Origin of the sequence: Cereibacter ovatus, from assembly GCF_900207575.1 — a bacterium.
Taxonomy (GTDB): domain Bacteria; phylum Pseudomonadota; class Alphaproteobacteria; order Rhodobacterales; family Rhodobacteraceae; genus Cereibacter_A; species Cereibacter_A ovatus.
Genome location: NZ_OAOQ01000007.1, coordinates 1 through 26,657, shown reverse-complemented (window position 1 = coordinate 26,657; position 26,657 = coordinate 1). Strand labels below are relative to the sequence as shown.

At 68.2% G+C, this 26,657-nt stretch carries 23 protein-coding genes and 1 pseudogene; 8 read left to right on the top strand and 16 right to left on the bottom strand.

Going from position 1 to position 26,657, the window contains the following annotated elements; all coding sequences use genetic code 11:
- Positions 1–50: 50 nt before the first annotated feature.
- From addA to regB, 7 genes are all read right to left on the bottom strand, one after another.
- On the bottom strand, positions 51–3,365 hold the full coding sequence (addA, locus tag CRO07_RS09480) for a double-strand break repair helicase AddA (protein WP_097030456.1): 3,315 nt from the start codon (positions 3,363–3,365) through the stop codon (positions 51–53).
- Positions 3,362–6,319, bottom strand: a complete 2,958-nt coding sequence (gene addB, locus CRO07_RS09475) for a double-strand break repair protein AddB (RefSeq protein WP_097030455.1) — start codon at positions 6,317–6,319, stop codon at positions 3,362–3,364. The genes addA and addB overlap by 4 nt, the downstream gene beginning before the upstream one ends.
- Complete coding sequence (locus CRO07_RS09470; protein WP_097030454.1) at positions 6,312–6,983, bottom strand: nucleotidyltransferase family protein; 672 nt, start codon at positions 6,981–6,983, stop codon at positions 6,312–6,314. Before CRO07_RS09470 ends, addB begins: the two co-directional genes overlap by 8 nt.
- A complete protein-coding gene (locus CRO07_RS09465; protein WP_097030453.1) occupies positions 6,965–7,969 on the bottom strand; it encodes an aminoglycoside phosphotransferase family protein in 1,005 nt (334 codons plus the stop codon). The genes CRO07_RS09470 and CRO07_RS09465 overlap by 19 nt, the downstream gene beginning before the upstream one ends.
- Complete coding sequence (gene tsaE / locus CRO07_RS09460) at positions 7,962–8,444, bottom strand: tRNA (adenosine(37)-N6)-threonylcarbamoyltransferase complex ATPase subunit type 1 TsaE (RefSeq protein ID WP_176504537.1); 483 nt, start codon at positions 8,442–8,444, stop codon at positions 7,962–7,964. The genes CRO07_RS09465 and tsaE overlap by 8 nt, the downstream gene beginning before the upstream one ends.
- A gap of 71 nt (positions 8,445–8,515) precedes the next feature.
- Positions 8,516–10,081, bottom strand: coding sequence for a PAS-domain containing protein (locus CRO07_RS09455; protein ID WP_097030451.1), 1,566 nt, complete (start codon positions 10,079–10,081; stop codon positions 8,516–8,518).
- 93 nt (positions 10,082–10,174) lie between these two features.
- Positions 10,175–11,563, bottom strand: a complete 1,389-nt coding sequence (regB, locus tag CRO07_RS09450) for a sensor histidine kinase RegB (protein WP_097030450.1) — start codon at positions 11,561–11,563, stop codon at positions 10,175–10,177.
- A gap of 98 nt (positions 11,564–11,661) precedes the next feature.
- Between regB and CRO07_RS09445 the strand changes: the two genes are divergently transcribed.
- From CRO07_RS09445 to CRO07_RS09435, 3 genes are all read left to right on the top strand, one after another.
- Entirely contained in the window at positions 11,662–12,306 is a 645-nt protein-coding gene (locus tag CRO07_RS09445) for an SCO family protein (RefSeq protein WP_097030449.1), read from the top strand.
- Between the two features lie 42 nt (positions 12,307–12,348).
- Complete coding sequence (locus CRO07_RS09440) at positions 12,349–12,903, top strand: ActR/PrrA/RegA family redox response regulator transcription factor (protein ID WP_097030448.1); 555 nt, start codon at positions 12,349–12,351, stop codon at positions 12,901–12,903.
- Positions 12,904–13,150: 247 nt separating this feature from the next.
- Complete coding sequence (locus tag CRO07_RS09435; RefSeq protein ID WP_097030447.1) at positions 13,151–13,465, top strand: H-NS histone family protein; 315 nt, start codon at positions 13,151–13,153, stop codon at positions 13,463–13,465.
- Positions 13,466–13,467: 2 nt separating this feature from the next.
- Here CRO07_RS09435 and CRO07_RS09430 read toward each other — a convergent pair whose 3' ends face one another.
- Positions 13,468–14,040: an HD domain-containing protein gene (locus tag CRO07_RS09430; RefSeq protein ID WP_176504542.1), complete on the bottom strand. Its 573-nt coding sequence runs from the start codon at positions 14,038–14,040 to the stop codon at positions 13,468–13,470.
- Between the two features lie 17 nt (positions 14,041–14,057).
- The gene (locus tag CRO07_RS09425) at positions 14,058–15,017 is read right to left on the bottom strand and encodes a glycosyltransferase family 8 protein (protein WP_097030445.1); all 960 of its coding nucleotides are present in this window, start codon (positions 15,015–15,017) and stop codon (positions 14,058–14,060) included.
- Between the two features lie 116 nt (positions 15,018–15,133).
- On the opposite strand from CRO07_RS09425, the gene ahcY reads away from it, so the two are divergent.
- Complete coding sequence (ahcY, locus tag CRO07_RS09420; RefSeq protein WP_097030581.1) at positions 15,134–16,525, top strand: adenosylhomocysteinase; 1,392 nt, start codon at positions 15,134–15,136, stop codon at positions 16,523–16,525.
- On the opposite strand, the gene CRO07_RS09415 is transcribed toward ahcY, so the two are convergent.
- The 6 genes from CRO07_RS09415 to tsaD form a co-directional block, all read right to left on the bottom strand.
- Positions 16,519–17,445 (bottom strand): hypothetical protein, encoded by a 927-nt coding sequence (locus tag CRO07_RS09415; RefSeq protein WP_141400048.1) that lies wholly within the window; start codon positions 17,443–17,445, stop codon positions 16,519–16,521. The genes ahcY and CRO07_RS09415 overlap by 7 nt on opposite strands.
- A gap of 60 nt (positions 17,446–17,505) precedes the next feature.
- A complete protein-coding gene (gene trpB / locus CRO07_RS09410; RefSeq protein ID WP_097030443.1) occupies positions 17,506–18,711 on the bottom strand; it encodes a tryptophan synthase subunit beta in 1,206 nt (401 codons plus the stop codon).
- A 543-nt stretch (positions 18,712–19,254) separates the two neighbouring features.
- On the bottom strand, positions 19,255–19,680 hold the full coding sequence (locus CRO07_RS09405; RefSeq protein ID WP_097030442.1) for an EVE domain-containing protein: 426 nt from the start codon (positions 19,678–19,680) through the stop codon (positions 19,255–19,257).
- Complete coding sequence (locus tag CRO07_RS09400) at positions 19,680–19,952, bottom strand: YciI family protein (protein WP_097030441.1); 273 nt, start codon at positions 19,950–19,952, stop codon at positions 19,680–19,682. Before CRO07_RS09400 ends, CRO07_RS09405 begins: the two co-directional genes overlap by 1 nt.
- Before the next feature lie 3 nt (positions 19,953–19,955).
- A complete protein-coding gene (locus CRO07_RS09395) occupies positions 19,956–20,873 on the bottom strand; it encodes an NAD(P)H-dependent glycerol-3-phosphate dehydrogenase (protein WP_097030440.1) in 918 nt (305 codons plus the stop codon).
- Positions 20,870–21,964 carry a tRNA (adenosine(37)-N6)-threonylcarbamoyltransferase complex transferase subunit TsaD gene (gene tsaD / locus CRO07_RS09390; protein ID WP_097030439.1) on the bottom strand — a complete coding sequence of 365 codons (1,095 nt, stop codon included), beginning with the start codon at positions 21,962–21,964 and terminating at the stop codon, positions 20,870–20,872. The genes CRO07_RS09395 and tsaD overlap by 4 nt, the downstream gene beginning before the upstream one ends.
- A gap of 45 nt (positions 21,965–22,009) precedes the next feature.
- On the opposite strand from tsaD, the gene CRO07_RS09385 reads away from it, so the two are divergent.
- From CRO07_RS09385 to CRO07_RS09370, 4 genes are all read left to right on the top strand, one after another.
- Entirely contained in the window at positions 22,010–22,741 is a 732-nt protein-coding gene (locus tag CRO07_RS09385; protein ID WP_097030438.1) for a uroporphyrinogen-III synthase, read from the top strand.
- A 76-nt stretch (positions 22,742–22,817) separates the two neighbouring features.
- On the top strand, positions 22,818–24,068 hold the full coding sequence (locus CRO07_RS09380; RefSeq protein WP_097030437.1) for a hypothetical protein: 1,251 nt from the start codon (positions 22,818–22,820) through the stop codon (positions 24,066–24,068).
- A 9-nt stretch (positions 24,069–24,077) separates the two neighbouring features.
- The gene (locus CRO07_RS09375) at positions 24,078–25,517 is read left to right on the top strand and encodes a heme biosynthesis protein HemY (RefSeq protein WP_097030436.1); all 1,440 of its coding nucleotides are present in this window, start codon (positions 24,078–24,080) and stop codon (positions 25,515–25,517) included.
- Between the two features lie 411 nt (positions 25,518–25,928).
- The gene (locus CRO07_RS09370) at positions 25,929–26,426 is read left to right on the top strand and encodes a hypothetical protein (RefSeq protein ID WP_097030435.1); all 498 of its coding nucleotides are present in this window, start codon (positions 25,929–25,931) and stop codon (positions 26,424–26,426) included.
- 20 nt (positions 26,427–26,446) lie between these two features.
- On the opposite strand, the pseudogene CRO07_RS18900 reads toward CRO07_RS09370, so the two are convergent.
- Positions 26,447–26,527, bottom strand: a pseudogene (locus CRO07_RS18900) (ATP-binding protein); the annotation flags it as partial.
- Between the last annotated feature and the right edge of the window lie 130 nt (positions 26,528–26,657).

The window sequence follows — 26,657 nt, the reverse complement described above, 5'->3', positions numbered from 1 at the left end:
TCCTGATGCGATGGGCTTGGGTGGAAAGGTAAGGATGGCCCCGGGCCGCGTCAAGTTGTCGTGGCCCGGGCCAGCGCCGACCGCACGATCTCGGGCGGCAGCGGCATCAGTCGGGCGGTGCGCGTCCACAGGATCGCGGTTTCGATCCGTCGGCCGGGATAGATCTGCGCCAGCGCCTCGGCATAGGCGCCCATCTGGCGCAGGATGCCCTCGGGGGTGGCTTCGGCGGTGGCCGGAACCTCAACGTTGGACTTGTAGTCGATGGCCAGCACCCGGTCGGGGCCAAGGATCAGCCGGTCAATCGTGCCCAGAAGCCTGCGGCCCGCCAGATCGGCCGTCACCGCCACTTCCAGCAGCGCGTCCTGCGACCAAAGCCCGGCCAGATGCGGCGCGGTCAGCACGGCCCGCGCCTCGGCCAGAAGGTCCGGCAGATCCGCCAGATCTGGGGCGAGGCCGCGTGCCACGCTGTCCCAGTCATCGGCCGGATGCTGCGGCAGCCGTTCCAGCAACAGATGCAGAACCGAGCCGCGCGCCATCGCGATATCTGCCGCAAGCCCCTCGCCGGGAAGGGCTTTCGCCCCGCCAAGATCCGAGGGCGACAGCAGCGGCGCAGCGCGTGCCGGTTCGGCCGCGGGGCGCCGGGCCCAGTCGGGCAGGGCGGGCGGCGGCGTTTCGGGCGGGGCCATGCCGGGGGTTGGGGCGGGCCAGTCGCCGTCGGTCAGCGTCATCCTGCCATCGGGGTGCTGCGTGGCGCCGGCGGCCTGCATCCCCTGCCGGATCAGGTCATGCCATGCCTCGCCACTGTCCAGCTTGCCCGCCGCCGCCGCGATCAGCCAGCATTGCGCGCGGGTCAACGCCACATACAACAGGCGCAGGTTCTCGGCCGCCGCCCGTGCACGCCGGGCCTCGCGCGCGGCGGCGATCTGCGGCGGGCTGTCGGCGGCGGCCGTCTTCCAGACCAGCGCGCCATCCTCCAGTGCAAAGATCTCGTCCCGTTCGCGGGGGGTGCGGTCGGCGGTGTCGGGCAGGATCACCACCGGCGCTTCCAGCCCCTTGGCGCCATGCACCGTCATCACCCGGATGCGCCCGCCCGCGCCTTCCATCTGGCGCTTCACCTCGACCTCGTCGGTGGTCAGCCAGGTCAGGAACCCGGTCAGGCTGGGCACATCGGTCCGCTCATAGGCCAGCGCCTGCGACAGCAACTCGTCGATGCCGTCCTCGGCCTCATCTCCCAGCCGGGCCAGCAGGCGACGGCGGCCGTCGTGGCGGGTCAGCGCGCGTTCGATCAGGTCGAACGGGCGCAGATAGTCGGCCTGATCGCGAAGGTCGCGCAGGATGGCTGTCGTTTCGGGGTGGTCGGCCTCGTGGTCGCGCAACGCCCGCCACAGATAGCCCGGCCGCCCGTGGGCCAGATCGTAAAGCTGGCCTTCGGTCCAGCCGAACAGCGGCGAGCGCAGGGCGGCCGCCAGCGACAGGTCGTCTTCGGGCGTGGCCAGAAAGGCCAGCAGCGCCGACAGGTCGCGCACCGCCAGTTCGCCGCCCAGCTTCAGCCGGTCGGCGCCGGCGATGGGCAGGCGGGCTTCCTTGCAGGCGCGGATGATCTCGGCGAAAATGTCGGACCGGCGCTGGACAAGGATCAGGACATCGCCCGCCGTGACAGGGCGGAAGCCGCCTTCGTGCGGGATCTGCACGCCGTCGTCGATCATCGCGCGGATGCGGCGCGCGACCTGTCGCGCAAGGCGCGCGGCGTGGTGTTCGTCGGACAGCAGATCCACCGGATCGAACCAGTTTTCCGGCTCGGGGTCTTTGCCGGCCGGCACCAGCGGCCACAGTTCGACCCGCCCCGGCATGTCCGACCGAAAGGCGATATGGCGGACCTCGCCGCCCAGATCCTGCCTTCGGCGTTCGTCGAAGGTCAGATCCACCAGCCGCAGGATCGCCGGCGACGAGCGGAAAGAGTGGAGCAGGTCCAACTGTTCCAGCCTGCGCGCGGCCCCCGACAGACGACGACTGAACTCGTTGCGCATCCGGTCGAAAGCCGCCACATCGGCGCCCTGAAAGGAATAGATCGACTGTTTCTTGTCACCGACGACAAACAATGTGCGCTCGATCTCGCGGGCGCCGCGACCGGCGGTGAACTCCTGCGCCAGAAGTTCGATCACCCGCCACTGGTCGGGGCTGGTGTCCTGCGCTTCGTCCACAAGGATATGGTCGATCCCGCCATCCAGCCGGAACAGCACCCATTGCGCCACCGAAGGTTCGGTCAGCAATGCCTTGGCGCGCTGGATCAGGTCGTCGAAATCCAGCCAGCCGCGTTCGGCCTTGCGCGCGTCGTAAAGCGGCAGGAACACCCCGGCGAAGGCATGAAGCAGCCGCGCCCGTTCAGCGGCCAGCAGGCAGCAGCGCAGCGGCCGTGCGGCTTCGACCCGCGCCATCAGCGCCTCCAGCGGGTTTAGAAGCGGACCAAGGGCGGCGCGGCTGTCCTTGGTGGGAAAGCTGCCGATCTTGGCGGTGTAGGGCTCTTTCGCCGCGGCGCCGGTCAGCAGGATGGCTTCCAGATCGGCCAGCGTGCCAAGGGTGGGGGTGTCGAGGGGCAGCGCCCGCAGACGGGCCGCGGCCTTGCGATCGTTGGCGGACCCGGCGTCAAGGATCGTCACCACCCTTGCCATCCATTCGGCTTCGCCGCCCAGGAACACCTGATCCAGCAGCGCGCGGGCGTCCATTCCGCCGGGCAGGCCGTAAAGCCTGCGGCAGGCCACCGCGTCCAAGGGTGGCAGCAGGCCCGCGCGGTGGCGTGCGATCTCGGCGGTCAGGGCGCCGAAGTCTTCCCCGGTATAGGCGCGGGCCAGATCGGCCACGATCCCGGGCGCGATCCGGTCGGCCATTTCCTCGACGATCCCGTCGCGCAGCAGGCGGGCGGTGCGGTCATCAAGTTCCGTGAAGCGCGGCGAGACCCCGGCCTCAAGCGGGAAGCGCCGCAGCAGGGTGGCGCAGAACGAGTGGATGGTCTGGATACGAAGGCCGCCCGGCGTTTCGATGGCGCGGGCGAACAGGCGGCGGGCGCGGGCCAGCGTGTCATGCCCCACCGCCGCAACCCCCAGCGCCGCCAGCGCAAGGCCCAGCGGCGCATCGTCCAGCATCGCCCATTCGCCCAGTCGGCGGAACAGGCGGTTCTGCATCTCGGATGCGGCGGCCTTGGTGTAGGTCAGGCACAGGATGCGCTGCGGTTCCACCCCGTCCAGCAGCAGCCGCGCCACCCGGTCGGTCAGCACCCGCGTCTTGCCCGATCCCGCGTTGGCCGAAAGCCAGGTCGAGGCGCGCGGGTCGGCGGCCTGCACCTGCCGTTCGGTGGCGTCGTCCCTCATGCGTCGGACCCTTCCTGTGCGGTTCGGCCCTCGGGGTCTGGAGGCCCCACATCCTGCGGTTCCGGCCGGTCGCTCATGTCCCATTCGCCAAAGCGGGCCAGGTGGTCGTAATCGCCGGGGAACCGCTCGCCGAACATGGCGCGGCGCGAGGGGTAGCCCTGGTCGCGCAACTGATAGCGGCCGATCAGGGCGCACAGCCCCTCCCAGACCTGACCAAGAAGGGCGGCGTCGGTATCCAGCGCCTCGACCTTGGGGGATGAGCCAAGGCCGATGTAGCTGATCCGCGCCACCTCGGCCAGGGGTAGGCCGGCAAAGGCGCCGCGTTCGGCCATCGCGGCTTCCAGCAGAAGCTGCTTGTCGAACTGCTCCTGCTGTTTCTTTGTCGGCGGCGTGCCGGTCTTGTAGTCCAGGATATGCAGCCGCCCGTCCGGCAACAGGTCGATCCGGTCGGGCTTGGCCGTCAGGGTGAAGGGCAGGGGGGACAGATCCACCCGGCCTTCGGTTTCCACCACCAGCGGCGTGCCGCCAAGTGTGGCTTCGGTTTCCAGAAAGAAATCGGCGGCCCGGTCAAGCCGCGCCAGCCACAGCGCGCGGGCGGCCGGCCATGGCACGTCGTCGGCCAGCACCGCCGCGGCAATGGCCATCAGCCGCGCGCGGTCGGCTTTCCGCTCGGCGCCCGGGGGGCGGTCTTTGACGAAGCTTTCCAGAATGCGGTGCAGGATCGAGCCGCGCAGCCGCGCATCGGGCGCATGATGCAGTGGGTCCAGCGGGCGCAGCCGCAGGATATGGCGGGCATAGATCGCATAGGGGTCGCGGATCAGGGTGCGGATGCCGGTCACGGCCAGTTGCCGCGGCCGGGCCCCAACCGGCGGACGCGGCGCGGGGCGCGGGGTCAGCGGCATCGGCACCTCGGGCGTCTCCAGTGCCGTGGCAAGGTCCAGCCAGTCGCGGCCGCGGGCGCGCATCGCGGCCAGCGCCTCGGGGCCGCCCTGCGCCGTCAGCCCGTTCATCAGGTTCATCAGTCGGTTCAGCCAGCGCGAGGGCACGGTTTCGGCCTCGGCATCGCGGGTGGCGCGGGTCAGCACCACTTCGGGCGCGGCCACGGCCTGTTGATAGTCATGCGCGGCCAGACCGATCCTGCGTTCAGGCAGCAGAAGCCCCGCCTTCAGCCGCATCTGCCGGTTCAGCCACGGATCGGGCGGCGGAAGCTGCGGCCAGGTGCCATCGTTCAGCCCGCCGAGTATCACCAGATCGGCGCCCTGCACCCGCGCCTCAAGCGTGCCCCAGATCATCAGGCGCGGATCGGGTTGGGCTGCCTCGCGCACCTCGCCGCGCGACAGGATCGCGTCGAACAGGTCGGTGTAATCGGCGGACGTCAGGGTGCCGCCATGCGCGGCTTCGGCGCGCAATTCGGCAACGGCGGCAAGGGCTGCGATGCCGGCCTCTTTCAACCACAGCTCGCCGGTATCGGTGCCGGCGGGGCCGGTGGCCAGCGCCTCGGCCAGCGCCAGATGGGCGGTGACGTGATCGGTCAGCGGGCGGGGGGCGGGTGAGTCGACGCCTTCGAACAGCCCGCCCAACCACGCCGCCCAGTCGGCCACGCCATCGGCGGGCCGGGCTTCGGCCCAGTCGGCCAGATCGGCCGCGGTCGGAAAGGGCGGGCCGCGGCGCCGCAGGTGCAGTTCCAGATCGCGGGTCCAGCGCAGGTGGTTGCCGCGGTCGGCGCCGGTCGCGGTCAGCGGATGCTTCAGCAGCGTCAGCAGCGCCTCGGCGGTCAGGCGGCGGCCGAACAGCCGCGCGACATGGCGCAGGAACCGGCCCGGCGCCGACAGCGCCAGCGGCTTGCCCGCGGAATCGTCGGCGGTGATCCGCCAGCGATCCAGCGCGGCTTCGACCTGCCGGGTCAGCCCGCGGTCCGAGGTGATCAGCGCCACGCGCCGTCCGTCCTCGGCCGCGCGGCGCATCACCAGCGCCACCGCCAGCGCCTCGGCCCGCGGGTGGGGGGCCTCGATCAGCGTCATGGCTTGGGCGGCGCCGGCCAGATCGGTCAGAAGGCGGCCTTCGGACAGCCACTGATCGGTCACCGGCGCGGGCCTGAGAGACAGCGAAATCAGCCGGTTGCGTGCCGGGCTGGGGGCGGGCAGGTCGGCCCATGGCCGCACCTCTGACGGGTCGGCGCCAAGGGCCGACAGCAGCCGGAGAAAGCGGAACTGGGGATGATCCTCGGCGGTCAGCGCATCGTCCATGCCGGCCCAGATCGCTGGCGGCAGGTCGAAATCGAACCCCGGCAGCACCAGCGCACCCTGCGGCAGCCGCGCCACCGCCCGCATGAACAGCGCCGTCGTCCCGCGCGATCCGGTCGAGCCTGCGACGATCACCGGATGCGTCGGCGGCGCTTCGGCCCAGCGGGCGGCCAGCCGTTCCACCGTCATCCGCGCCCGGGCCTGCGCGTCGGGCGCATCGGCGGCAAACATCGGCGCGACGATCGCCATGAAGGCCTGTGTGCGCTGCCAATGCGCCGAATGGTCGGCCACATCCAGCCGCGAGATTGCCTCGGGGGGCACGCCCTCGCCCTGCATCTCGTCGATCAGTTCGGCCAGACTGTCGGCCAGATCGAACAGCGCCGAACGCGGGGCCAGATCGGGCTGCGCCTCGATCAGCCGCGCCACCAGTTGCGCAAGCTCCAGCCGGCGGCGCAGCGGCGGCACCGGCGCGGGCAGGCCCGGCTCGGCCGGAAGTTCGGTGACAAGGCGCAGCCGCGGCAGGAAGCCTGCGCCCTCGGCGGTCAGGATTTCGGTGATGCGGCGGCGCATCCGCTGGGTGTTGACGTAAAGGTCTACCCGCGCCATCGCCTCGGGCGGCTGGCCGGCAAGGCGGGCGCGCAGGCCCGCGACAAGGGCCGCGGGGAAATCGACGCCGGGCGGCAGGCCGAACAGGGGCGCGCGGTCAAACATGCAGCATCGCCTCGGCGCGGGCGATGCCCTCGGGCTGGCCCACGTCGCACCAGCCGCCCCGATGCAGCAGGCCAAAAGCGGTGCCGGCGGCGATCATCGCATCCCAGACCTGATTCAACGAGAATTTCCGGGCTGTTATCTCTGCCAGTCGGTCGGTTCGCAGGATCTGCGCCCCCAGATAGGTGAAGCCCGCGCCCCCGTTCGCCCGGGCAAGGCCGCCGGCGTCGTCCATCACGAAATCGCCGCGCGGGGCGCCGATGCTGGCCGAGGGCGCCAGCAGCAGCAGCGCCTCCATCCCGTCGCGCCATGCGCTGCGCAACTGGTGCAGCGGGTTCTCGCCGGTCCAGATCGCGTCGCTGTTCAGCGTGAACACCGGCCCCGGCCCCAGCAGCGGCAGCGCCGCGCGCAGCCCGCCGCCGGTTTCAAGGATCTCGGGTTCATGCGAAATCCGCGCGCGGCCGGCCAGATGGGCGTGCAGGCTGTCGGGCAGGTAGTGGGTGTTGGCCACCACGCGCGCGATCCCCGCGCCTTCGGCAACGGCCATCGCATGGTCGATCAGCGGCCGGCCGGCGACAGGGATCATCGGTTTCGGGCGGGTCGCGGTCAGCGCGCCCATCCGGGTGCCGAACCCCGCCGCGAAGATCATCACCGCATCCGGCCGCATTGCCCCACGATCCTTTCCAGAACAGCCGGCGAGGGGTCGGGCAGCAGCTCCCGACATTCGGCGGCCAGCGGCGCCAGCGCCGGATGGCGCAGGTTGTGCCAAAGCCGGCTCCAGACACGCGGGATCAGTGCGACATAGCCCTGCTTGCCCGCCACAAGGCAAAGCCTTGCAAAGACGCCCAGAATCCGCAAGGCCCGCTGTGCGCCCAGCACCGCTACGGCGGTGGCGAACTCGGCCTCATTCGCGCCGGTTGCGGTGGCAAAGCGGCGGATCATTGCGGACTCAATCGCCATTGGCACGTCGCGCCGCGCGTCCTGCACCAACGAGACCAGATCATAGCCCGGCTGCCCCATCTGCCCCAGCTGGAAATCCAGCAGGCCCACCCGCGCCAGCCCGGATCGTGCGGGCAGCCACAGCAGGTTTTCCGCGTGATAGTCGCGCAGGATCAGCACGCGCGGCCCATCGGCATGGCGGTGCAGCGCCTGTGCCATCCGTGCGGTCAGGCCGGTGCGGTCGGGCCGCACGCCGGTCGCGGCAAAGGCATACCAGTCGGTGGCAAAGCCTGCGGCCTCGGCCCAGTCATCGGCCGACAGGTCGGGCAGGCCCGGCGGCGCAGGCGCCCGCTGAAGATGCACCAGCACATCGGTGGCGGCGGCGTAAAGGGCCGGCTCTTGCGCGGGGTCGGGCAGCAGGCGGGCGAACAGCGCGTCGCCCAGATCTTCCAGCAGCAGAAAGCCGTTGGCCAGATCCTGCGCCAGCACCGCGGGGGCCGACAGGCCAAGGCTGCGCAGATGGGTGGCCATGGCGGTGAAGGCGGCGGGATCGTCGCCGCCCGGCGGCGCGTCCATCAGCACGGCGGTCCTGTCCCCAAGGGTCAGCCGGTCATAGCTGCGGTCCGACGCGTCGCCCGCCAGAAACCGCCGCGTGGCCGCGCCCCAGCCTGCCTGCTGAAGAAAGGCGCGCGACAGCGCCGCCCGGTCAGTCATGCCAGCGCCGATCCAGTTCGGCCAGCAGACCGGGGCGGCCGCCGGTCAGATCCGCGCGGCGGCCCTCGCCCTCGGCGGACAGGCGCAGGTGCAGCGCGTCGGGCGGGGCCAGCCCGGCCAGTCGGTCGGGCCATTCCACAAGGCAGACCGCGGTGGCGAAAGCGGCCTCAAGCCCCAGTTCGGTGACCTCGTCGGGGTGGGACAGACGGTAAAGGTCGGCGTGCCAGATCTCGTGTCCGGGGGCCTCATAGGTCTGGACCAGCGTGAAGGTGGGCGAGGGCACGTCCTCGTCATGGCCCAGCGAGGCCCGGATCAGCGCCCGTGCCAGATGGGTCTTGCCGGCGCCGATCGGGCCGTGCAGCAGCAGCGTATCGCCCGGCCGCAACAGGCCTGCCAGCATCGCGCCAAGGCGGGCGGTGTCGGTCTCGGAGGGCAGGGGCAGGGCAAGGACATCCATCGGCATGGCCGCGACCATGCCGACTGCCGCGGCGGGCCGCAAGATGGATCGGCGGGGCGCCGAAGCGGGGCCGATCCGCCGCGCGCGTTTCAGGCCGAGCGCAGCGCCGGGCTGACGTCACGCGCGGGCGCCTCGTCTGGGCGGGTTGCGCGGAACAGCGCCAGCGTCGCGCCCCCGGTCAGCGACGAAAAGTGGCAGGCGATCAGGCGGCCATCGGTCAGTCGGGCCTCGGCGTTCCATGGGGGACGCTCGCCCAGCGATGTTACGAACCGCTCGGCCTCGGCCCAGATCGGCGAGGGGGCCGTGCGCTCGCTCCAATGGGTGCAAAGCTGGCCGATGCCGCCCGCCTCGACCGTTTCGACCGGATCGTGTCCCCAAAGCGCGGCATAGGCGGTGTTCGTCATCACCAGCTGACCCGCCTGCGAAAAGACGGCGATCGCCTCGTCCATCGCATCGATCACCGCCTGACCCAGTTCAAGATCGGCGCGATACCGGCGGGTGCGGCTCATTTCGGTCGAGATGTCCTCGAACATCAGGGCCAGCGCGCCATTCGGGTGCGGGCGGCCGATGACGCGGTAGGTCTGGCCACCCGGAAGAGACCACGTTTCTTCGTAAAGCCCGCTGGATGCGGCCTTTTCCAGCGCCAGCATCTTGCGGCGCCAACTGGGATAGTCCTTCTGTTCCGGGATCATCTGTCGCTCGCGCAGCGCATCGAGAAAGCTGAACAGCGTGGGCTTCAGCGCCAGCATGTCGGGCGGCAGGGCGGTCAGATCCAGCAGCGCCGGGTTGAACAGGGCCAGCTTGCGGTGCTGGTCGAAGATCGCAAGGCCGGTGGGCAGATGCGCGAAGGTCTTGGCCAGCGTCTGCATGAAGTCGCGCAACGAGGCCTCGGCCTGCACGGCCGAATCCGCCGGCAGCGCGAACAGCAGCCGGCCCTCGCCCTCGGGGAAACCCACCAGATCGAACCAGCGCGTCACCTCGGCCCGGTCAAGCGTCTGGCGCTGTCCCGAGGCGCCTTGCGCCGCGGCGGCGCGTTCGAACAGGCGCGGCAGCGGCCAGCTCAGATCCTCGCCGGGGGGCAGCCGGTCGGCGGCTTCCTTCAGATAGGCGGCATTGGCCCAGACCACATCGCCGGAAGCGTTTTCGCGCCACATCATCAGGGGCGCGTTTGCGACGGTGTTGCGAAGCTGGTCCAGTTCCTCGGCAAGGGCGCGTTGCGACAGATGGTCCAGCCGTGGCCGCTGCGTGCCCGATGGCGCCTCGATCGTGATCCGGGTCACGCCGCCCCGCAGTTCCGCCTGAAGCAGCAACGGCTCGTTTTCGTCCGACGAGGCCAGCGTCAACCGGCCATGGCCGGCAAGTTCGGTGATTCGCGCCTCGACCCCCGGAAACCTTGGGCCGAGATAGGCCAGCAGGCGCAGCCACGCCCCGCCCCGTGCCGGCGACAGCGCCAGAAGCGCGCGTGCCCCCGGCGTTGCATCCAGAAGCGTTTCGCCATCGAACAGGAACACCGTCTCGCCCTGCGGGTCCAGAAAGATCGCGCCGTCGCGCCGGTCTGCTCGTGATCGCAGCACGCCGGACAGCAGCACCGCCCCTGCTGCCGCCCCCAGCGCCGTCAGGACAAGCCCCAGCGCAAGTCCCAGGTCGAATTCCATTCCGCCACTCTCCCGGCCTTCCGTCAAACGGTTCGACCATGGGGCGCAGAGGTTAACAGATGGTTAACCCTTTGATCGTGTGAGACGAATGGCCTAGCCCTGTATGGGAAGATTTTCGCCCAGCGGAGCATTGTGCAGAACCACCAGACGGTCGACCGACCAGACCACCTCGACGATGGCGCCGCAGCGTTCGGGGCGTTCGTCGCTGCGCAGGAACGGATCTGCGGCATTGGCAAAGCTGAGTTCCGCGCCAGACCGTTCCAGCAGCGTCTTGGCGATGAACAGACCCAGACCCATGCCTTCATAGCCCGGACGGCGCGACTGGCTTTCCTCGGCCCGGCGCTGGCGCACGAAGGGATCGCCGATCCGGCCGATGATCGCGGGCGGGTAGCCTTCGCCATCGTCGACGATCCGCACGGTGATCCGGTCGCCTGTCCATTCGCCGTCGATCCAGACCGTCGAACGGGCGAAATCCACCGCGTTCTGGATCAGGTTGCGCAGGCCGTGGATCACCTCGGGGCGGCGCAGGATCACCGGCTGGCGTTCCTCGCCATCGCGCGAGGGGAAAAGGTCGAACTCGACCCTTTTGCCGCGGCCGACATGCGGCTCGGCGGCCTCGCGCAGAACCTCTCCCAGTGGGGCCTGCCGCATCTGAAGGTCGTCCTTCCCCGCCCGGCCCATCGAACGCAGGATGTCGCGGCAGCGGTCGGCCTGCGCGCGGATCAGTTCGGCATCATCCTTCAGCGCCGGCCGGTCCGACAGTTCCTCGGCCAGTTCGGAACTGACCAGCTTGATCGTGGCCAGCGGTGTGCCCAGTTCATGGGCCGCGGCGGCCACCACGCCGCCAAGGTCGGTCAGCTTCTGTTCGCGGTCCAGCGCCATCTGCGTCGCCAGAAGCGCGTCCGACATCGACCGGATCTCGATCGCCACCCGGCGCGAATAAAGCCCAAGGAACAGCAGGCCGACCACGATCGCCAGCCAGAAGCCGAACTCGAACATGCGTGGCACGGCAAGGCGGCTGCCATCCGACAGGATCAGCGGCAGGTTGAAATAGGCGGTGAAGGTCAAAAGCCCGATGGCGATGGCGCCAAGGATCACCGTCGTGCGCAACTCCAGCGCCAGCGCCGAGATCGTCACCGGCGCAAGGATCAGCAGTGCGAAGGGGTTGTTCAGTCCCCCGGTCAGGAACAGCAGGAACGAAAGCTGCGTCAGGTCGAACAGCAGGATCATCAGCGCCTGAAACTCGGTCAGGCGGCGGTTCTGCGGAAAGACGAAGGTCGCGATGACGTTGGCGATGACCGAGGCGCCCACCGCCATGAAGCACAGCCCCATAGGCAGCCGCACGCCCAGATACCAGTCTGTCACGATGATCGCGGCCAACTGCCCGGCCACCGCCATCCAGCGCAAAAGGATCAGTGTCCGCAGGCGCACCCAGTCGCCGCGGGTGTCACGATTGAGAACTCCGTCAGGGCCTAGGATCATTGCAGCACATGCCGTTTTGCCTGTATCCCGATCTTGTTAGGTTGCCACGGGTTCGGGATCAATCGGCAACCGCATCCGACGGAAGAAGGAAGGTTGTTGTGACGAAGCTATATGCGGGGGCGGCAGCACTTGCGGTCGTGGCGCTGCTTGCGGGCTCTGCGGCATGGGTCTGGCTGAAACAGCCCGAGGGCCGCTTTGCCGAATGTGGCGGCAACCGCATCGCGGGCGGCGCCATCGGCGGGCCGTTCACGCTGGTGAACCAGCACGGCCAGACCGTGACCGACCGCGAGGTTCTGGCAAAGCCGTCGCTGGTCTATTTCGGCTACACCTTCTGCCCCGATGTCTGCCCGTTCGACATGGCGCGCAACGCCGAAGCCGTGGACATCCTGTCGGAATGGGGCGTCGAGGTCACGCCGGTGTTCATCTCGATCGATCCGCAGCGCGACACGCCGGACCAGCTGGCCTTCTTCGCCGAGGCGATCCACCCCGACACCATCGCCCTGACCGGCACGCCGGAACAGGTCAAGGCGGCCTCGCAGGCCTATCGGACCTTCTACCGGGTGCAGGATGCCGAGGATGAATATTATCTGATCGATCATTCCACTTACACCTACCTCATGCTGCCGGGGGTGGGGTTCGTGGACTTCTTCAACCGCGACGACACCGCCGAGACGATGGCCACGCGCGTTTCGTGCTTCGTGAATGACAGCCATGTGTCAACTTCCTTTGACGCTCGGCCCTAGACGTCCTATCAAGCGTCAAGGGAAAGCAGATGGGCAATACACATGGCTGAGGATCTGGTATTCGAACTCGGGGCTGATCGGTCCCTGCTTCTTGTGGATGACGACGAGCCGTTTCTGAAGCGGCTTGCGAAGGCCATGGAGAAGCGCGGGTTCGTTCTCGAAACGGCGCAGAGCGTGTCCGAGGGCAAGGCCATCGCGCAGGCCCGGCCGCCGGCCTATGCCGTCGTGGACCTTCGGCTTGAAGACGGAAACGGGCTGGATGTGGTCGAGGTTCTGCGCGAGCGTCGGCCCGACTGCCGCATCGTGGTGCTGACCGGATATGGCGCGATTGCGACTGCGGTCGCCGCGGTGAAAATTGGTGCGACCGACTATCTGTCCAAGCCCGCCGACGCGAACGAGGTGACCCACGCGCTGCTGGCCAAGGGCGAAAGCCTGCCGCCGCCGCCGGAAAATCCGATGTCGGCCGATCGCGTGCGGTGGGAGCATATCCAGCGCATCTACGAGATGTGCGACCGCAACGTGTCCGAGACCGCACGGCGCCTGAACATGCATCGCCGCACGCTGCAACGGATACTGGCCAAACGCAGCCCGCGCTGATCCTTGTCAACGCTATCGGAAATGGCGGCCCTTCACCGGGCCGCCGTTTCCATTTGCGGGGTCTGTTACGGTCGCGGCGGTGCCATGTCGCCTGACTTTTGACAATGCGGACTTGGCCAAAAGTGCAGTCTTTGGCCGCGATATTCAAAAGCCAGACGTGTCCTGCCCAATTCTTCACATCATTTCCATTGACGTGGGGTTCAATTGAGAAAATGAATAAGCCATCTCTTACTGTAGGAAGAATATCGTGGACATGGATCTCGAATCCCTCAGCCTCAAGGAACTGAAATCCCTTCAAACGCAGGTCGCAAAGGCGATCGCGACCTACGAGGACCGACGGAAGCGGGACGCCCTTGCGGAACTGGAAGAAAAGGCCCGCGAATTGGGCTTTTCGCTTGCGGAACTGACCGGGACCACCGCTGCCCGCAAACGCTCGGCTGCTGTGCCCAAATATGCCAACCCCGCCAATCCGGCTGAAACATGGTCGGGACGCGGTCGCAAACCGCGGTGGTTCGAAGCGGCGATCAAGGCCGGCGAGCCTGCCGAAAGCATGGCGGTCTGAAATCAGATCCCGTCCAGTGCGGCGATCAACTCAGTGTGGCGGGCGGTGAAAGCCGCCCGCACCTCGACCGGCGGGCGAAGACGGATCTGCAACCCGTCAAGCGCCGACTGCGGCGGATGGCCGAAGAAACGATCCGCCTCACTGACGGTAAAACCGGCAATCTGAACCGCCTCGAACCAGGCCGAAATCCGGTCTGCCTTCTTGATGTCGCGCTTGACCTGTGCGGGCAATTGCGCCGGCAATCCGAAGCGGATGTGGATCGCCACCGCCAGCCTTGCATCCAGATCGCCATACTGCGCGCCGATGGCGGCCTTGACCGGGCTGATCATGTCGCCGATCACATATTCGGGCGCGTCATGCAGAAGGGCGGCCAACCGCCAGCGCGCGGGGGTCTGCGGGTGCAGCCGGCCAAGGATCTCTTCGACCAGCAGCGAATGTTCGGCCACGGAAAAGGCGAAATCGCCGCGCGTCTGCCCGTTCCAGCGCGCCACAAAGGCCAGCCCGTGGGCAATATCCTCGACCTCGATATCGAAAGGGGTGGGGTCCAGCAGATCCAGCCTGCGCCCCGACAACATCCTTTGCCACGCCCGTTTCACCGGATCACCGTCATGTCAGAGGGAAAGCGCGCCAGATAGCGGGCAAGCGCGCGTCCCGAAAGAAACTGCTTCACCAGCATCTTCCTCATCAGCGGATGGTTGGGGGCAAGGTGGGATCGTTGGCCAGAGGTCTGTCGCGCAGGGATATATCGCGCAAGAAAGTCGTCAAGCTCGCGTGCGAAGATCGGGGGGAAATCCCCGGTGCAATCGTTCCATGGTTTCCGGGGGCCGATGAAATGCACAATGTGCGGGTCGGCATATGGCGCGAACAGTCGCGACGCCCATGTGAATTGCCAGTTCCAGGTCGGGCTGATCTCTGCCCAGTTGCCGTGCAGGATGCCATTCAGAAGCGTCTGATCGTTGCGCTTCAACTGTGTCCCGAAGCGGCGGCCAAGATCCAATGCCTTGTCCACAAGCCGATACCTGTCGCAGTTCCGCGTGTCGAACAGAATGACCCCTGAGTTGAAATAGGCCCCCTGCGGCAGCCCAAGGTGCGCAAGATCACCGGCCGGCCGTGTTGGCGTGCGCCATTGGCTGTTGTCACGGACGGCCGCGATGGGGGCCGTGCCCAGATCGATCTGCAACAAGCGATCAAGGCCCGCCCGTCGCACGGAAATGTCCGAGTCGAGATAAAGGATGCGCTGATAATCCTTGGCAAAGACCTCGGGCAACACGATGCGCAGGTAAGCCGCAAGTGATCGGCGGGCATCGCCTTCGACGCCGGAGGCCAGTTCGTCAAGCGGGATGACGCAACACCGAAGGTCTAGGTTCTGCAACGTCGCAGGAATGGCAAGTGGCCGGGTCGAGCAAAGACACAGATCGAAGGTGCGGTCCGGGTGATGGGCTGCGATCTGATGGGCCGCGAAAAGCGCGTAGGGCAGGTAGGTCTCGTCGCAACAGAAGATCACCGCCTGACGAAACCGCGCCGGGCGGGATGCGTCGATGCTTAGCCCCATGGTGTCCCCTTGTCCCTTATGGCCCCGTGCCGCGAAAGCCGCAGGGGGCGTGCATTGCCCCGGTGCCGCGTCGATGCTATGGCAGAGCCGATTTTTCCATCAGGAGCCGCATGCCCATGGCCGATTTCATCGTCAAGGATCTATCGCTCGCCGACTTCGGGCGCAAGGAACTGGACATTGCCGAAACCGAGATGCCGGGCCTGATGGCGCTGCGCGAAGAATTCGGCGCCGCAAAGCCGCTGAAGGGCGCGCGGATCGCCGGTTCGCTCCACATGACGATCCAGACGGCGGTGCTGATCGAGACGCTGGTGGCGCTGGGCGCCGAAGTGCGCTGGGCCTCGTGCAACATCTTCTCGACCCAGGACCATGCGGCGGCGGCCATCGCCGCCTCGGGCGTGCCGGTCTTTGCCATCAAGGGCGAGACGCTGGAAGACTACTGGGCCTATACTGACCGGATCTTCCAGTTCGCGGAAGGCACCTGCAACATGATCCTCGACGATGGCGGGGACGCCACGCTTTACATCCTGCTGGGTGCCCGGGTCGAAGCGGGCGAGACCGACCTGATCGCCGTGCCCACCAGCGATGAGGAAGTCTGCCTGTTCAACCAGATCAAAAAGCGCATGGCCGAGACCCCCGGCTGGTTCACGAAACAGCGCGATGCGATCCGCGGCGTGTCCGAGGAAACCACCACCGGCGTCCATCGTCTTTACGACCTGCACAAGAAGGGCCTGCTGCCCTTCCCGGCGATCAACGTGAACGACAGCGTCACCAAGTCGAAGTTCGACAACAAGTATGGCTGCAAGGAATCGCTGGTGGATGGCATCCGCCGCGCGACCGACACGATGATGGCGGGCAAGGTCGCCGTGGTCTGCGGCTATGGCGATGTGGGCAAGGGCTCGGCCGCCTCGTTGCGGGGCGCGGGCGCCCGCGTGAAGGTGACCGAGATCGACCCGATCTGCGCGCTGCAAGCCGCGATGGACGGGTTCGAGGTCGTGGTGCTGGAAGACGTGGTGAAGGACGCCGACATCTTCATCACCACCACCGGCAACAAGGACGTGATCCGCATCGAGCACATGCGCGAGATGAAGGACATGGCCATCGTCGGTAACATTGGCCATTTCGACAATGAAATTCAGGTCGCCGCGCTGAAGAACCACAAGTGGACGAATATCAAGGATCAGGTGGACATGATCGAGATGCCCTCGGGCGCCCGGATCATCCTGCTGTCCGAGGGGCGTCTTTTGAACCTTGGCAATGCCACCGGCCACCCGTCCTTCGTGATGTCGGCCAGCTTCACCAACCAGGTTCTGGCGCAGATCGAGCTTTGGACCCGCGGCAGCGAGTATCAGCCGGGTGTCTACATTCTGCCCAAGGCGCTGGATGAAAAGGTGGCCCGCCTGCATCTGAAGAAGATCGGCGTGAAGCTGACCGAGCTGCGCCCCGATCAGGCCGACTATATCGGCGTGAAGGTCGAAGGCCCGTTCAAGGCCGAACACTACCGCTACTGATCTGCGGCGGCGGTGCGCAGCGCATTGCGCTGCGCCCGCAATCTCCAGTGCGGCCGGGCGGCGTATTCCCGCTCCGCCGCGCGCAGGGCCAGCGCCACATGGCCCTTCTGCCGCGCGCGCTCCAGCATGCTGACCAGCCAGGGAACGGACTGCCGCCGCGCCCGGTACAGGCTGTGGAACCGGGCCGCGTCCAGATCGCCCGACAGCGCCGCCGCGACGAGCGGCTTCAGGATATTCATCTTGCGCAGCGCGGGCGGCATCTTGTGGCCAAGGCCCGGCATCTCCAGCCGCAGGACGTTCGCTCCGTCCAGGCGGCGCAGGTGGCAGGCGTCCTCGGGCACCAGCGGATCGGCGGCGACATAGGCCCGCCCGGCCGCGCGGATGGCCTCGGCGGCGTCGGACCGGGGGTCGTCCCAGTCGCCAAGGCCCCGGCCATAGCGGTAGCGGGTCTCGAACGGCGCCAGCGCCGGGTTCAGCGTGCTTTGCGGCGCGAAGGCCAGGACCGTGCAGCCCGGAGCCATCGGGGCAAAGACCGCCGCGCCGTAGCCGCCCATCGACGCGCCGTAGGTGGCAACCGCGCCGTAGCGGGCGAAGAAGCCTTCGTCGCGCAGGCTGTCCATCAGGTCCCACAGGGCGGCTTCCCGGAACCAGTCCGGGCGCCGGACCATGATGCCCAGCACGTCCCAGCCCATCGCCGCCAGCGCCGCATGACCCCACGGGAAGCGGCTGCCCGCCTCGCGCCGCGAGGCGAGGTTGTCGAAGCTCAGGACCAGGCGCGGCGCACCGATCGGCAGATGCGCCACGGCATGATGGCCGAGGTCATGGAAGAAGCCGCCGGTGGCCCGGGCTTGCGCCGCAACGTCGGCGAAGGGGTCGGACAAGCCGGCGGCATCGTCCTGCGAGGGCTCGAACATCTGCACGGGCGGTCGCTTCCTCTGTCGGACCGCCCTGTCCGGGCGGTCCCTGCCTGGCCGGGGCGGTTATCGGCCCTCGCCGAAGCCGAAGGTCTGGGTGACGTAGTCGATATCCTTGTCACCGCGGCCGGACAGGTTGACAAGGATCGACTTGCCCGGATGGGCCTTCGCCTCGCGCATGGCGAAGGCAACGGCATGTGCGCTTTCCAGTGCCGGGATGATGCCTTCGTGCCGCGAGAGGGCGAAGAAGGCGGCCAGCGCCTCTTTGTCGTCGGCCCCGGTATAGGTCACCCGGCCCGAGCGGTGCAGATAGGCGTGTTCCGGCCCGATGCCCGGATAGTCGAGCCCCGAGGCCACGGTATGGACCGGCGCCGGGTTCCCCTCGGCGTCCTTCAGCACCATGGTGCGGAAGCCGTGGATGTCGCCATCCTCGCCATAGGCGATGGTCGCGGCATGGTCGCCCAGCTTGGACGAGGTTCCGCAGGGTTCCACCCCGTAAAGCGCCACGTCATCGTCGATGAAGCCGGAAAAGATCCCCATCGCATTCGAGCCGCCGCCGACGCAGGCGGTCACCATGTCGGGCAACTCTCCGGTCAGTTCAAGGAACTGTTCGCGCGCCTCGACGCCCACGACATGCTGGAAATCGCGCACCATCATCGGGAACGGATGCGGACCCACGACCGAGCCGATGGCGAAGAGCGCGGTGTCGGCCTGCGCGATATAGCTTTGGAAGCACGAATCCACCGCCTCTTTCAGCGACCGGCCGCCGAAGCCCACGGGCACCACCGTCGCGCCCAAAAGCTTCATCCGGGTGACGTTCGGCGCTTCCTTGGCGATGTCGATCTCGCCCATGTGGATTTCGCATTCCATGCCGAAATAGGCGGCGGCGGTGGCCAGCGCCACGCCATGCTGGCCGGCGCCGGTTTCGGCCATCAGCTTCTTCTTGCCCATGAAGCGGGCCAGAAGCCCCTCGGCCATGCAATGGTTCAGCTTGTGGGCGCCGGTGTGGTTCAGATCCTCGCGCTTGGCGTAAAGCTGCGCGCCGCCGCACAGCGCCGAAAGGTTCTTCAGATACGAAACCGGGGTGGGTCGGCCCTGAAAGTGCTTCCGGATGAAGCGCAGTTCCGCGATGAAATCGGCCGATTTCGAGATCCTGTCGTAGGCGTCTCGGATTTCGTTGAAATGAGGGACAAGCGGCGGCGGCAGCATGGCGCCGCCATAGGGGCCGAAGAAGCCTTCGCGCGTGGGATGGGATTTCAGGTAGGCGCTCATTCCGCCCCTCCTTTGCTGGACTGATTTGGCGCGCACTATGGCCGCGGCCGCGGGCGGGGCCAAGGCCGGGTGTGGTCGCAGCCCGTCGGGGGGCGGGCCTGAAGCATTCTAATCAAAGGCCGTGCGCTTGGGATTTGCGTGCCATCCCGCCATGGGCTAGCTTCAGATCATCAGGGCAGGACGCCCGGGACCTTTTCAGAGACACGTGTGGTGCAACGGGAGCACGTGGGGTGGATGGAGGGTCCCTTCTGGGGTGGGGGCCCTCCATTTTTTATTTCCGCTGACAGATCACGGTTTGCTGACGTCAGGGGCGCCCCGTTTCTGGCTGCCGTTTCGCCCGATGCTGTGCGGCGCCGTGGTGTCGTATCGCCCCCTGTGCCGGGTTCTGCCATTTTGTGGTGTCGCTTCAGGCTGTGTTGCGCCGGTGCTGCGCTACGCCGCCCCTTGTGCCGCGCTGCTGTTTGGCTGGGTTCTGCGCCGGGCTGTCCCGTGTCGCCTGCGACGCCACGTTGCCCGGTTGCGATCCGTCGCCTGCGGCAGCCGTCACGGCGGTGTCGAAAGCCCGCCCATTTCGCAGATCACCTGCCAGTCCGCATCGCCCACCGGCTGAACCGACAGGCGTGAGTTCGTGACCAGAACCATGTCCTTCAGTCGAGGCTCTGCCTTGATCGCTTCCAGCGTCACGGGGCGGGGCAGGGGGGCGACCGCACGCAGCGTCACGCAGTCCCAGCGCGGATCGTCGGTGGTGGAATCGGGCGCGGACAGGCCGCAGACCTCGACGATGCCCACCACCTGTTTGCCGATGTTGGAGTGATAGAAGAAGCCGCGGTCGCCCAGCTTCATCGCCCGCATGTGGTTGCGCGCCTGATAGTTGCGCACGCCGGTCCATTCCTCGCCCGCGGGTCCGCGGGCCACCTGTTGGTCCCAGCTCCATGCGTCGGGTTCGGACTTGAACAGCCAGAAGGCCATCAGCCGATCACCTTCTTCCATTCGGTGATGGTCACGCTGTCAAAAAGCCCCGCCTTGGCATAGGGATCGCCCGCGGCCCAGGCCTGTGCCTCGGCCAGGGTGTCAACGGTCAGCACCACAAGCGATCCGGTCATCTGGCCGTCGGCGTTCAGGAACGGGCCGGCCATCTCGACCACGCCGGTTTCGGCGATATAGGCCAGATGTGCGGCGCGAGTGTCGAGCCGGGTCTGAAGCGCACCTTGCTTGTCGGTGCAGATAAGGGCCACGCGCATGGGCTACTCCTGTTTCAGGGGGCGGGACAAAAGCGACTGGATCGCCTGCGGCAGGGTCACGCGGCCACCGGCCAGCGCATCGACCATGGCGGTGATCGGCATGTCGATCCCGTGGGCGGCGGCAAGGCGCACCACGGCGGTGGCGGTGGCGCGCCCCTCGACGGTGACATGGGCATCAAAACCCGCACCGGCGCCAAGCGCCTGACCGAAGCGGAAATTGCGCGATTGATCCGAGGTGCACGTCAGCACCAGATCGCCAAGGCCCGACAGGCCGGCCAGTGTCTCGGGGCGTGCGCCAAGGGCCAGCGCAAGGCGTTGCATCTCGGCGTAGCCGCGCGTCATCAGCGCGGCGCGGGCCGAATGGCCAAGCCCCGCGCCGATCACCACGCCGGCGGCAATGGCGATCACGTTCTTCAGCGCGCCGCCCAGTTCCGCGCCCACCGTGTCGGTGGTGCGGTAAAGCCGCAGCGCCGCGGTGGACAGGCGGCGCTGCAACGCCTCGCCGGCGGCATCATCGGTGCAGGCGAGTGTCAGCGCGGTCGGCAGGCCGCGGGCGATGTCGGCGGCAAAGCTGGGGCCGGTCAGGATGGCTGGGGTGGCGGCCGGGCAGGCGGCGGCGATCAGCGCCGTCGGGCCCAGCCCGGTGGCCAGATCCACGCCCTTGCAGCAGGCGACCAGCGCCCGGCCATCCAGCCGGCCCCCATTCGCGCCCAACAGCCCGCCCAGTGCCTGCATCGGCACGGCCAGCAGCACGGTTTCGGCCTCGACCTCGGCCAGATCGGCGGTCAGCCGGACCTGTTCGGACAGCGCCACATCCAGCCCCGCCACGCCGCGCCGGCCCCACAGCATCACCGGCTGTTCCCGTCCCAGCGTCACCGCCAGCGCCGTGCCGAAGGCGCCCGCGCCAAGGATTCCGATCATGCCTTGGCCCCTTTCTTTCCGAAGCCCAGAAGGGCGGGTGCTGTTCGGTCCAGCGGCCAGCGCGGCCGGGCCTGAAGGTCCATGCCGTCGCGGGCGCCAGTGCGGAACCGCTCGATCCCGGCCCATGCGATCATCGCGGCGTTGTCGGTGCAAAGCCGCAGCGGAGGCGCCACGAAGCGCACCCCGGCCACGGCCGCCACCCGCATCAGCGCCTCGCGCACCGGGCCGTTGGCGGCCACGCCGCCGGCCACCGCCAGCGCAGGCGCGGGGGGCGTTCCGGCCAGATACAGCGCCAGCGCGCGGCGGGTCTTTTCGGCCAGCACATCCACCACCGCAGCCTGAAATCCCGCGCACAGATCGGCGCGGTCTTGCAGCGTGATCCCGGCCTTTTCCGCCACCACCGCATCGCGCGCCCGCAAAAGTGCGGTTTTCAACCCTGAAAACGACATGTCGCAGCCGGGCCGGTCCAGCATCGGCCGCGGAAAGGCAAAGCGGCGCGGGTCGCCCTTTGCCGCTTCGGTCTCGACCGCGGGGCCGCCCGGTTGTGGCAAGCCCAGAAGTTTCGCGGTCTTGTCGAACGCCTCGCCCGGGGCATCGTCGATCGAGCCGCCCAGCCTCGAGAAGTCGTCGGCGCCCCGCGCGATCAGAAACTGGCAGTGCCCGCCTGACACCAGCAGCATCAGATAGGGAAAGGCCAGCGCATCGGTCAGCCGCGGCGTCAGCGCATGGCCCGCCAGATGGTTCACCCCCACCAGCGGCAGGCCGCTGCCCGTGGCCAGCCCCTTGGCCAGCATCACCCCCGACAAGACGCCGCCGATCAGCCCGGGCCCCGCCGTCACCGCGATCCCGTCCAGTTCGGCCAGCCGCAGGCCGGCGTCCGACAGGGCGCGTTCCACGCACAGGTCCAGCCGCTCGGCATGGGCGCGGGCGGCGATCTCGGGCACGACGCCGCCAAAGGCCGCGTGCAGCGTGGTCTGGCCTTCGACCACCGACGACAGGATCTCTGCCCGGTCGCCAACCGCACGCACCACCGCGGCCGCGGTATCGTCGCAGCTGCTTTCGATGCCAAGGAAGGTCAGCGGGTGAGACATGGGGCGCCGTTGCGGAAGGGTCTGACCGCAGGTAACACCTTGCTCATGGCCCCACAATCCCGCGCCCCCCGTCCGGCCTTTCTTCTGACCCGCCCCGAGGCACAGGGCGCACGCTTTGCCGCATCGCTCCGGGCGGGCCTTGGCGATCTGCGCATCGTGACCGCGCCCTTGATGATGCCCGAGTTCCTGTCGCCCGCCATCGACCAGACCCCGGCCGCGCTGATCTTCACCTCGGAAACCGGGGTCGAGGGCTGGCGCCGGCTGTCCGCGCCGGCGCTGGCGGGGGTGGGGCGGGCGTGGTGCGTGGGCAACCGCACCGCGCGGGCGGCCGAGGCGGCGGGGCTCTTCGCCCGTTCGGCCGAAGGCGATGCCGAGTCGCTGATCGCCGCGATTCTGGCCGCGGGCGATGCCGGCCCGCTGCTGCATCTGCGCGGCGCGGAATCGCGCGGCGAGGTGGCGCCGCGTCTGGCCGCCGCGGGCATCCCCGCCGCCGAGGCCACCGTTTACGACCAGCGCCCCCGGCCGTTGTCGCCCGAGGCGGTGGCGCTGTTGCAGGAAGGCGCGCCGGTCGTGGCGCCGCTGTTTTCGCCCCGAACCGCCCGGCTGCTGGCGGCCGAAGTGGCGCGGGTGGCCCCCGGCGCGCGGCTGTGGATTGCGGCGCTCAGCCCCGCCGTGGCGGGCGCGGCCGAGACCCTTGGCGCGGAACGGATGCGGACCGCGGCCCGGCCCGATGCCGAATCGCTGCTGGAAAGCATCAAAGCGCTACTTGACGCATAGTCTGATGCTTGAGGCATCCCGCCGCAGCGGATAGGGTGACACGGTCACAATACCCGTCAAACTGGAAGGCACGGCGATGGCAGAACCGGAGTCCCGCGAACCTGATGTGAAGAAACGGGAGGACGATTCGCCCGAGCCGCTGACCCTTTCCCAGCCCGAGCCCGTCGAGGCTGCGACGGCACCGGCCGAGGACGGCACGTCTTCCGACGACATCAGGTCCGCCGAACGGCAGAACGACGACCGCGCGCTTCCCGACGAAGCCGAGGTCATCTCTGAAACGCCCCCCGCATCCGAGGGTGAGGCCGATCCCGCGCCGATGGCGGCCGTTCCGCCGTCGCGCAAACCCGAACCGCCCCGGCGCAGCGGGCCTCCGGGCTTTTTCCTGCTTCTGGTGGGCGGCATTGCCGGCGCCGCCGGAGGCTTTGCCTATTCCCGCCACGCCCAGTCCGACTGGCCGCTGGCCAACTATGGTCAGACCCAACAGGCCGCCGCGCTTCAGGCCGAGATTGACGCGCTGCGCGGCGAACTTTCGGCCCGACCCAAGGCGGACGCCGCCAGCGCGGCCGACCTGAAGGCCGCCGCGGATCGCGCGGCTGCGGCCGAGGCACGGGTGGCCGAACTCGAATCGCAACTGGCGGCCGCCGCCAGTCAGCCCGCCGCGGCTGACGTGCCCGACGCAGGCACGCTTGAGGCCGAGATTGCGGCGCTGCGGGCGCAGATCGCGCAGGCGACCGGCTCGGCGGTGACCGAGGCCCAGACCGATGCCGCCGCCCGTGTGGCCGAGGCCGAACGTCAGGCCGCGCAACTGAAGGCCGAGGTCGAGGCCGCGGCGCGGGCCGCCGTCACCGCCGCATCGGTGGGGCAGGTTCAGGCGGCGATCGACGCGGGCATCGCCTATGTCGAGCCGCTGGAAGAACTGGCGGCCAAGGGCGTCGAGATTCCGGTGAAGCTGATCGAAGGGGCGCAGGGCGGGGTTTCGACCCTTGCGGCGCTGGAAGATGACTTTGGCGATGCCGCGCGGGCCGCGCTGGCAGTGTCGCGTCGGGCCACGATGGGCGACAGCTGGACATCGCGGGCCAAGGCGTTCCTGATGACCGAAGCGGGGATCAGGTCGCTGAAACCGCGTGAAGGCACCGACCCCGACGCGATCCTGTCGCGCGCCGATGCCGCTGTTCAGGCCGGCGATCTGCAAAAGGCGCTGGCCGAGATCGCCAGCCTGCCCGCCGAGGGGCAAGAGGCGATGGCCGGCTGGACGGCGCGGGCGGCGCAACGCATCGAGGCAACCGACGCCGTGGCGGCCCTTGCCGCAGCCGCAGAAGGGAAGTGAGTCGAAATCATGCTCTGGTCATTGCTCAAGATCCTGATTTTCGTGGCGCTTGTGGGCGCGCTGACCTTCGGTGCCGGCCTGCTGATGGACACCGGCGGCGGCTTGCGCATCGCCGTCGGCGCGTGGGAGTTCAACCTTGGCCCGCTTCAGGCGGTGATCGCGGCGCTGCTGGTGATCTTTGCCGTCTGGCTGTTCTTCAAGCTGATCGGCTTTGTCGTTGCGGTGCTGCATTTCCTGAACGGGGATGAAACGGCCGTGTCGCGCTATTTCGACCGCTCGCGCGAGCAGAAGGGCCTGCGCGCGCTGTCGGAAGGCATGATGGCGCTGGCGGCTGGCGATCCGCGGATGGCGGTGTCGCGCGCGGCGCGGGCGCGTAAATATCTGGGCCAGAACCCGATGACGATCCTGCTGAACGCACAGGCGGCGCAGCAATCGGGCGATGCACGGCGGGCGACCGAATCCTACAAGCTGTTGCTTCTGGATGAGAAAACCAAGTTCGTCGGCGTCCGCGGCCTGCTGAAGCAGAAGCTGGACGAAGGCGATGCCGACACCGCGCTGGCGCTGGCGCAGAAGGCGTTCGAGATCAACCCGAAGCATTCCGAGACGCAGGACATCCTGCTGAAGCTTCAGGCGGATCGCCACGACTGGACCGGCGCACGCAACACGCTGAGTGCAAAGGTGAAATCCGGTGCGCTGCCGAAGGCGGTCTACAAGCGCCGCGATGCGGTTCTGGCGCTTCAGACCGCGAAAGAGGTGTTCGACGAAGCGTCCTCGATCGAGATGCGCGAGGCGGCCATTCTCGCCAACAAGAAATCGCCCGACCTGATCCCGGCCGCGGCGATGGCGGCGCGAAGCTATCTGGCGCAGGGCAACAAGAAATACGCCGTGCGCGTGCTGAAAAAGGCATGGGAGGCCCAGCCCCATCCGGATCTCGCCGCGGCCTTCGCCGAGATCGAACCGCATGAGACGCCGTCCGAGCGGTTGAAGCGGTTCCGCACCCTGACCGCGATCCGGCCCGACGACGACGAGACCCGGATGCTGGTGGCCGAATTGTCGCTGGCGGCCGAGGATTTCCCCGGCGCCCGGCGCGCCCTTGGCGATGTGGTGACGCGCCATCCGACGCAGCGGGCGCTGACGATCATGGCCGCGGTGGAACGTGGCGAAGGGTCGGACGAGGCGCTGGTCCGCGGTTGGCTGGCGCGGGCGCTGTCGGCGCCGCGTGGGCCGCAGTGGTGCTGTGACAACTGTCAGACCGTCCACGCAAGCTGGGGTCCGATCTGCGACAACTGCGGCGGGTTTGACACGCTCAGCTGGCGCGAGCCGGTTCAGAAGTCTGCCCCCGCATCCGGAAGCGAGCTTCTTCCGCTGCTGGTCGGCGCGCAGGCGGCTTCGGGCGGGCCGGAGGGTGAGGTGATCGACGAAACGGCGGTCGAGCCGGGCCGGAGATAGGCGCAGCTTTGCCACCATCCAAAGCGCGGGCGCGCACAGGCCCGTGCGAACCACGGATGCAACAGTCGGGGCCGGACGGGATTCTTCCTGTCCGGCCCTGATCATTCTTTCCAGCCCCAGCCCTGCGGCCGAGCCTGACCGACGCCAGGCCCCAGCCTGAAGGCGTTTCAAGGCCGGAACCGCACCGTTGCGGCGATCGCGATGGCCGAGAGGAAGACGGGGCGGATGCCGCTTCTTCCGACGGCGTCAGGATGTGCCACGCTTGTGGTGCCGCACTTGCAACGGAATGCAGAGGGCATCCTTGAAGGATGCTCTTTTCCCCTGGGGACGCTCCGGCAAAGCCGTGCTCCAGTTGCATGGCGCGGCGGCAGTTTTGGCAAGACGCGGTCGCGCCCGCATTGCAACCGGGTCATGGCGGCGTATCCGCCATGTCAGCCGGCCATCAAGGCCCGTCCGGACGGGCCGTTCGGCGCGCACAATCTTCTGCGCGCGGGCCATGCGGTGTGGTCGATCAAACCGCATGGCGTCGCCCGCTATGCCACGCGCCAGAAGAACGACACCGCCGAGGCAGAGCCGATCGCCGCGGCGGCAATGCCTGCCGCCATGCGGTTCGGCCCACAAGATGCTGCGTCAGATCCGGGCGATGATGTGGCGGCTCCCACGGATCGAAGGTGCCCCTTTCGCAGGACTGGAAGCAGGAACGATGGGATAGGTCGTCACGCGCGCCACGAGCATGCACGTCGCCAAGCATCGTTCGCGCAACCAAGCCAGTCCGAAGGCGTTTGCCAAGCGGCGGAAGCGGGCGAGACAGTCGAGGCGATGCAGGACGGGCCGATGGAACCGCGATCCACGGTGTTGATCGAGGCATCTGACGCGCTGGCCGTGGTTTTCCGGCGCCACAGGCCCTGATCGGGCTCGCATGCTGAGGGTCAGGCGCGGTTCTTGAAGCGCCAGCTCTCGTTGCCGGTCTCGATGATCTCGCAGTGGTGCGTGAGCCGGTCTGGACTTGCCCGGGAAATGTGGAGAGCACCATCTGAGGAACCAGGAGGTGTTCTATGGGGAACGGGAACAGACCGACGCCGGAGTTTCGGCGTGAAGCGGTGCGGCTTGCGCTGAGCAGCGGCCTGACGCGTCGGGAGA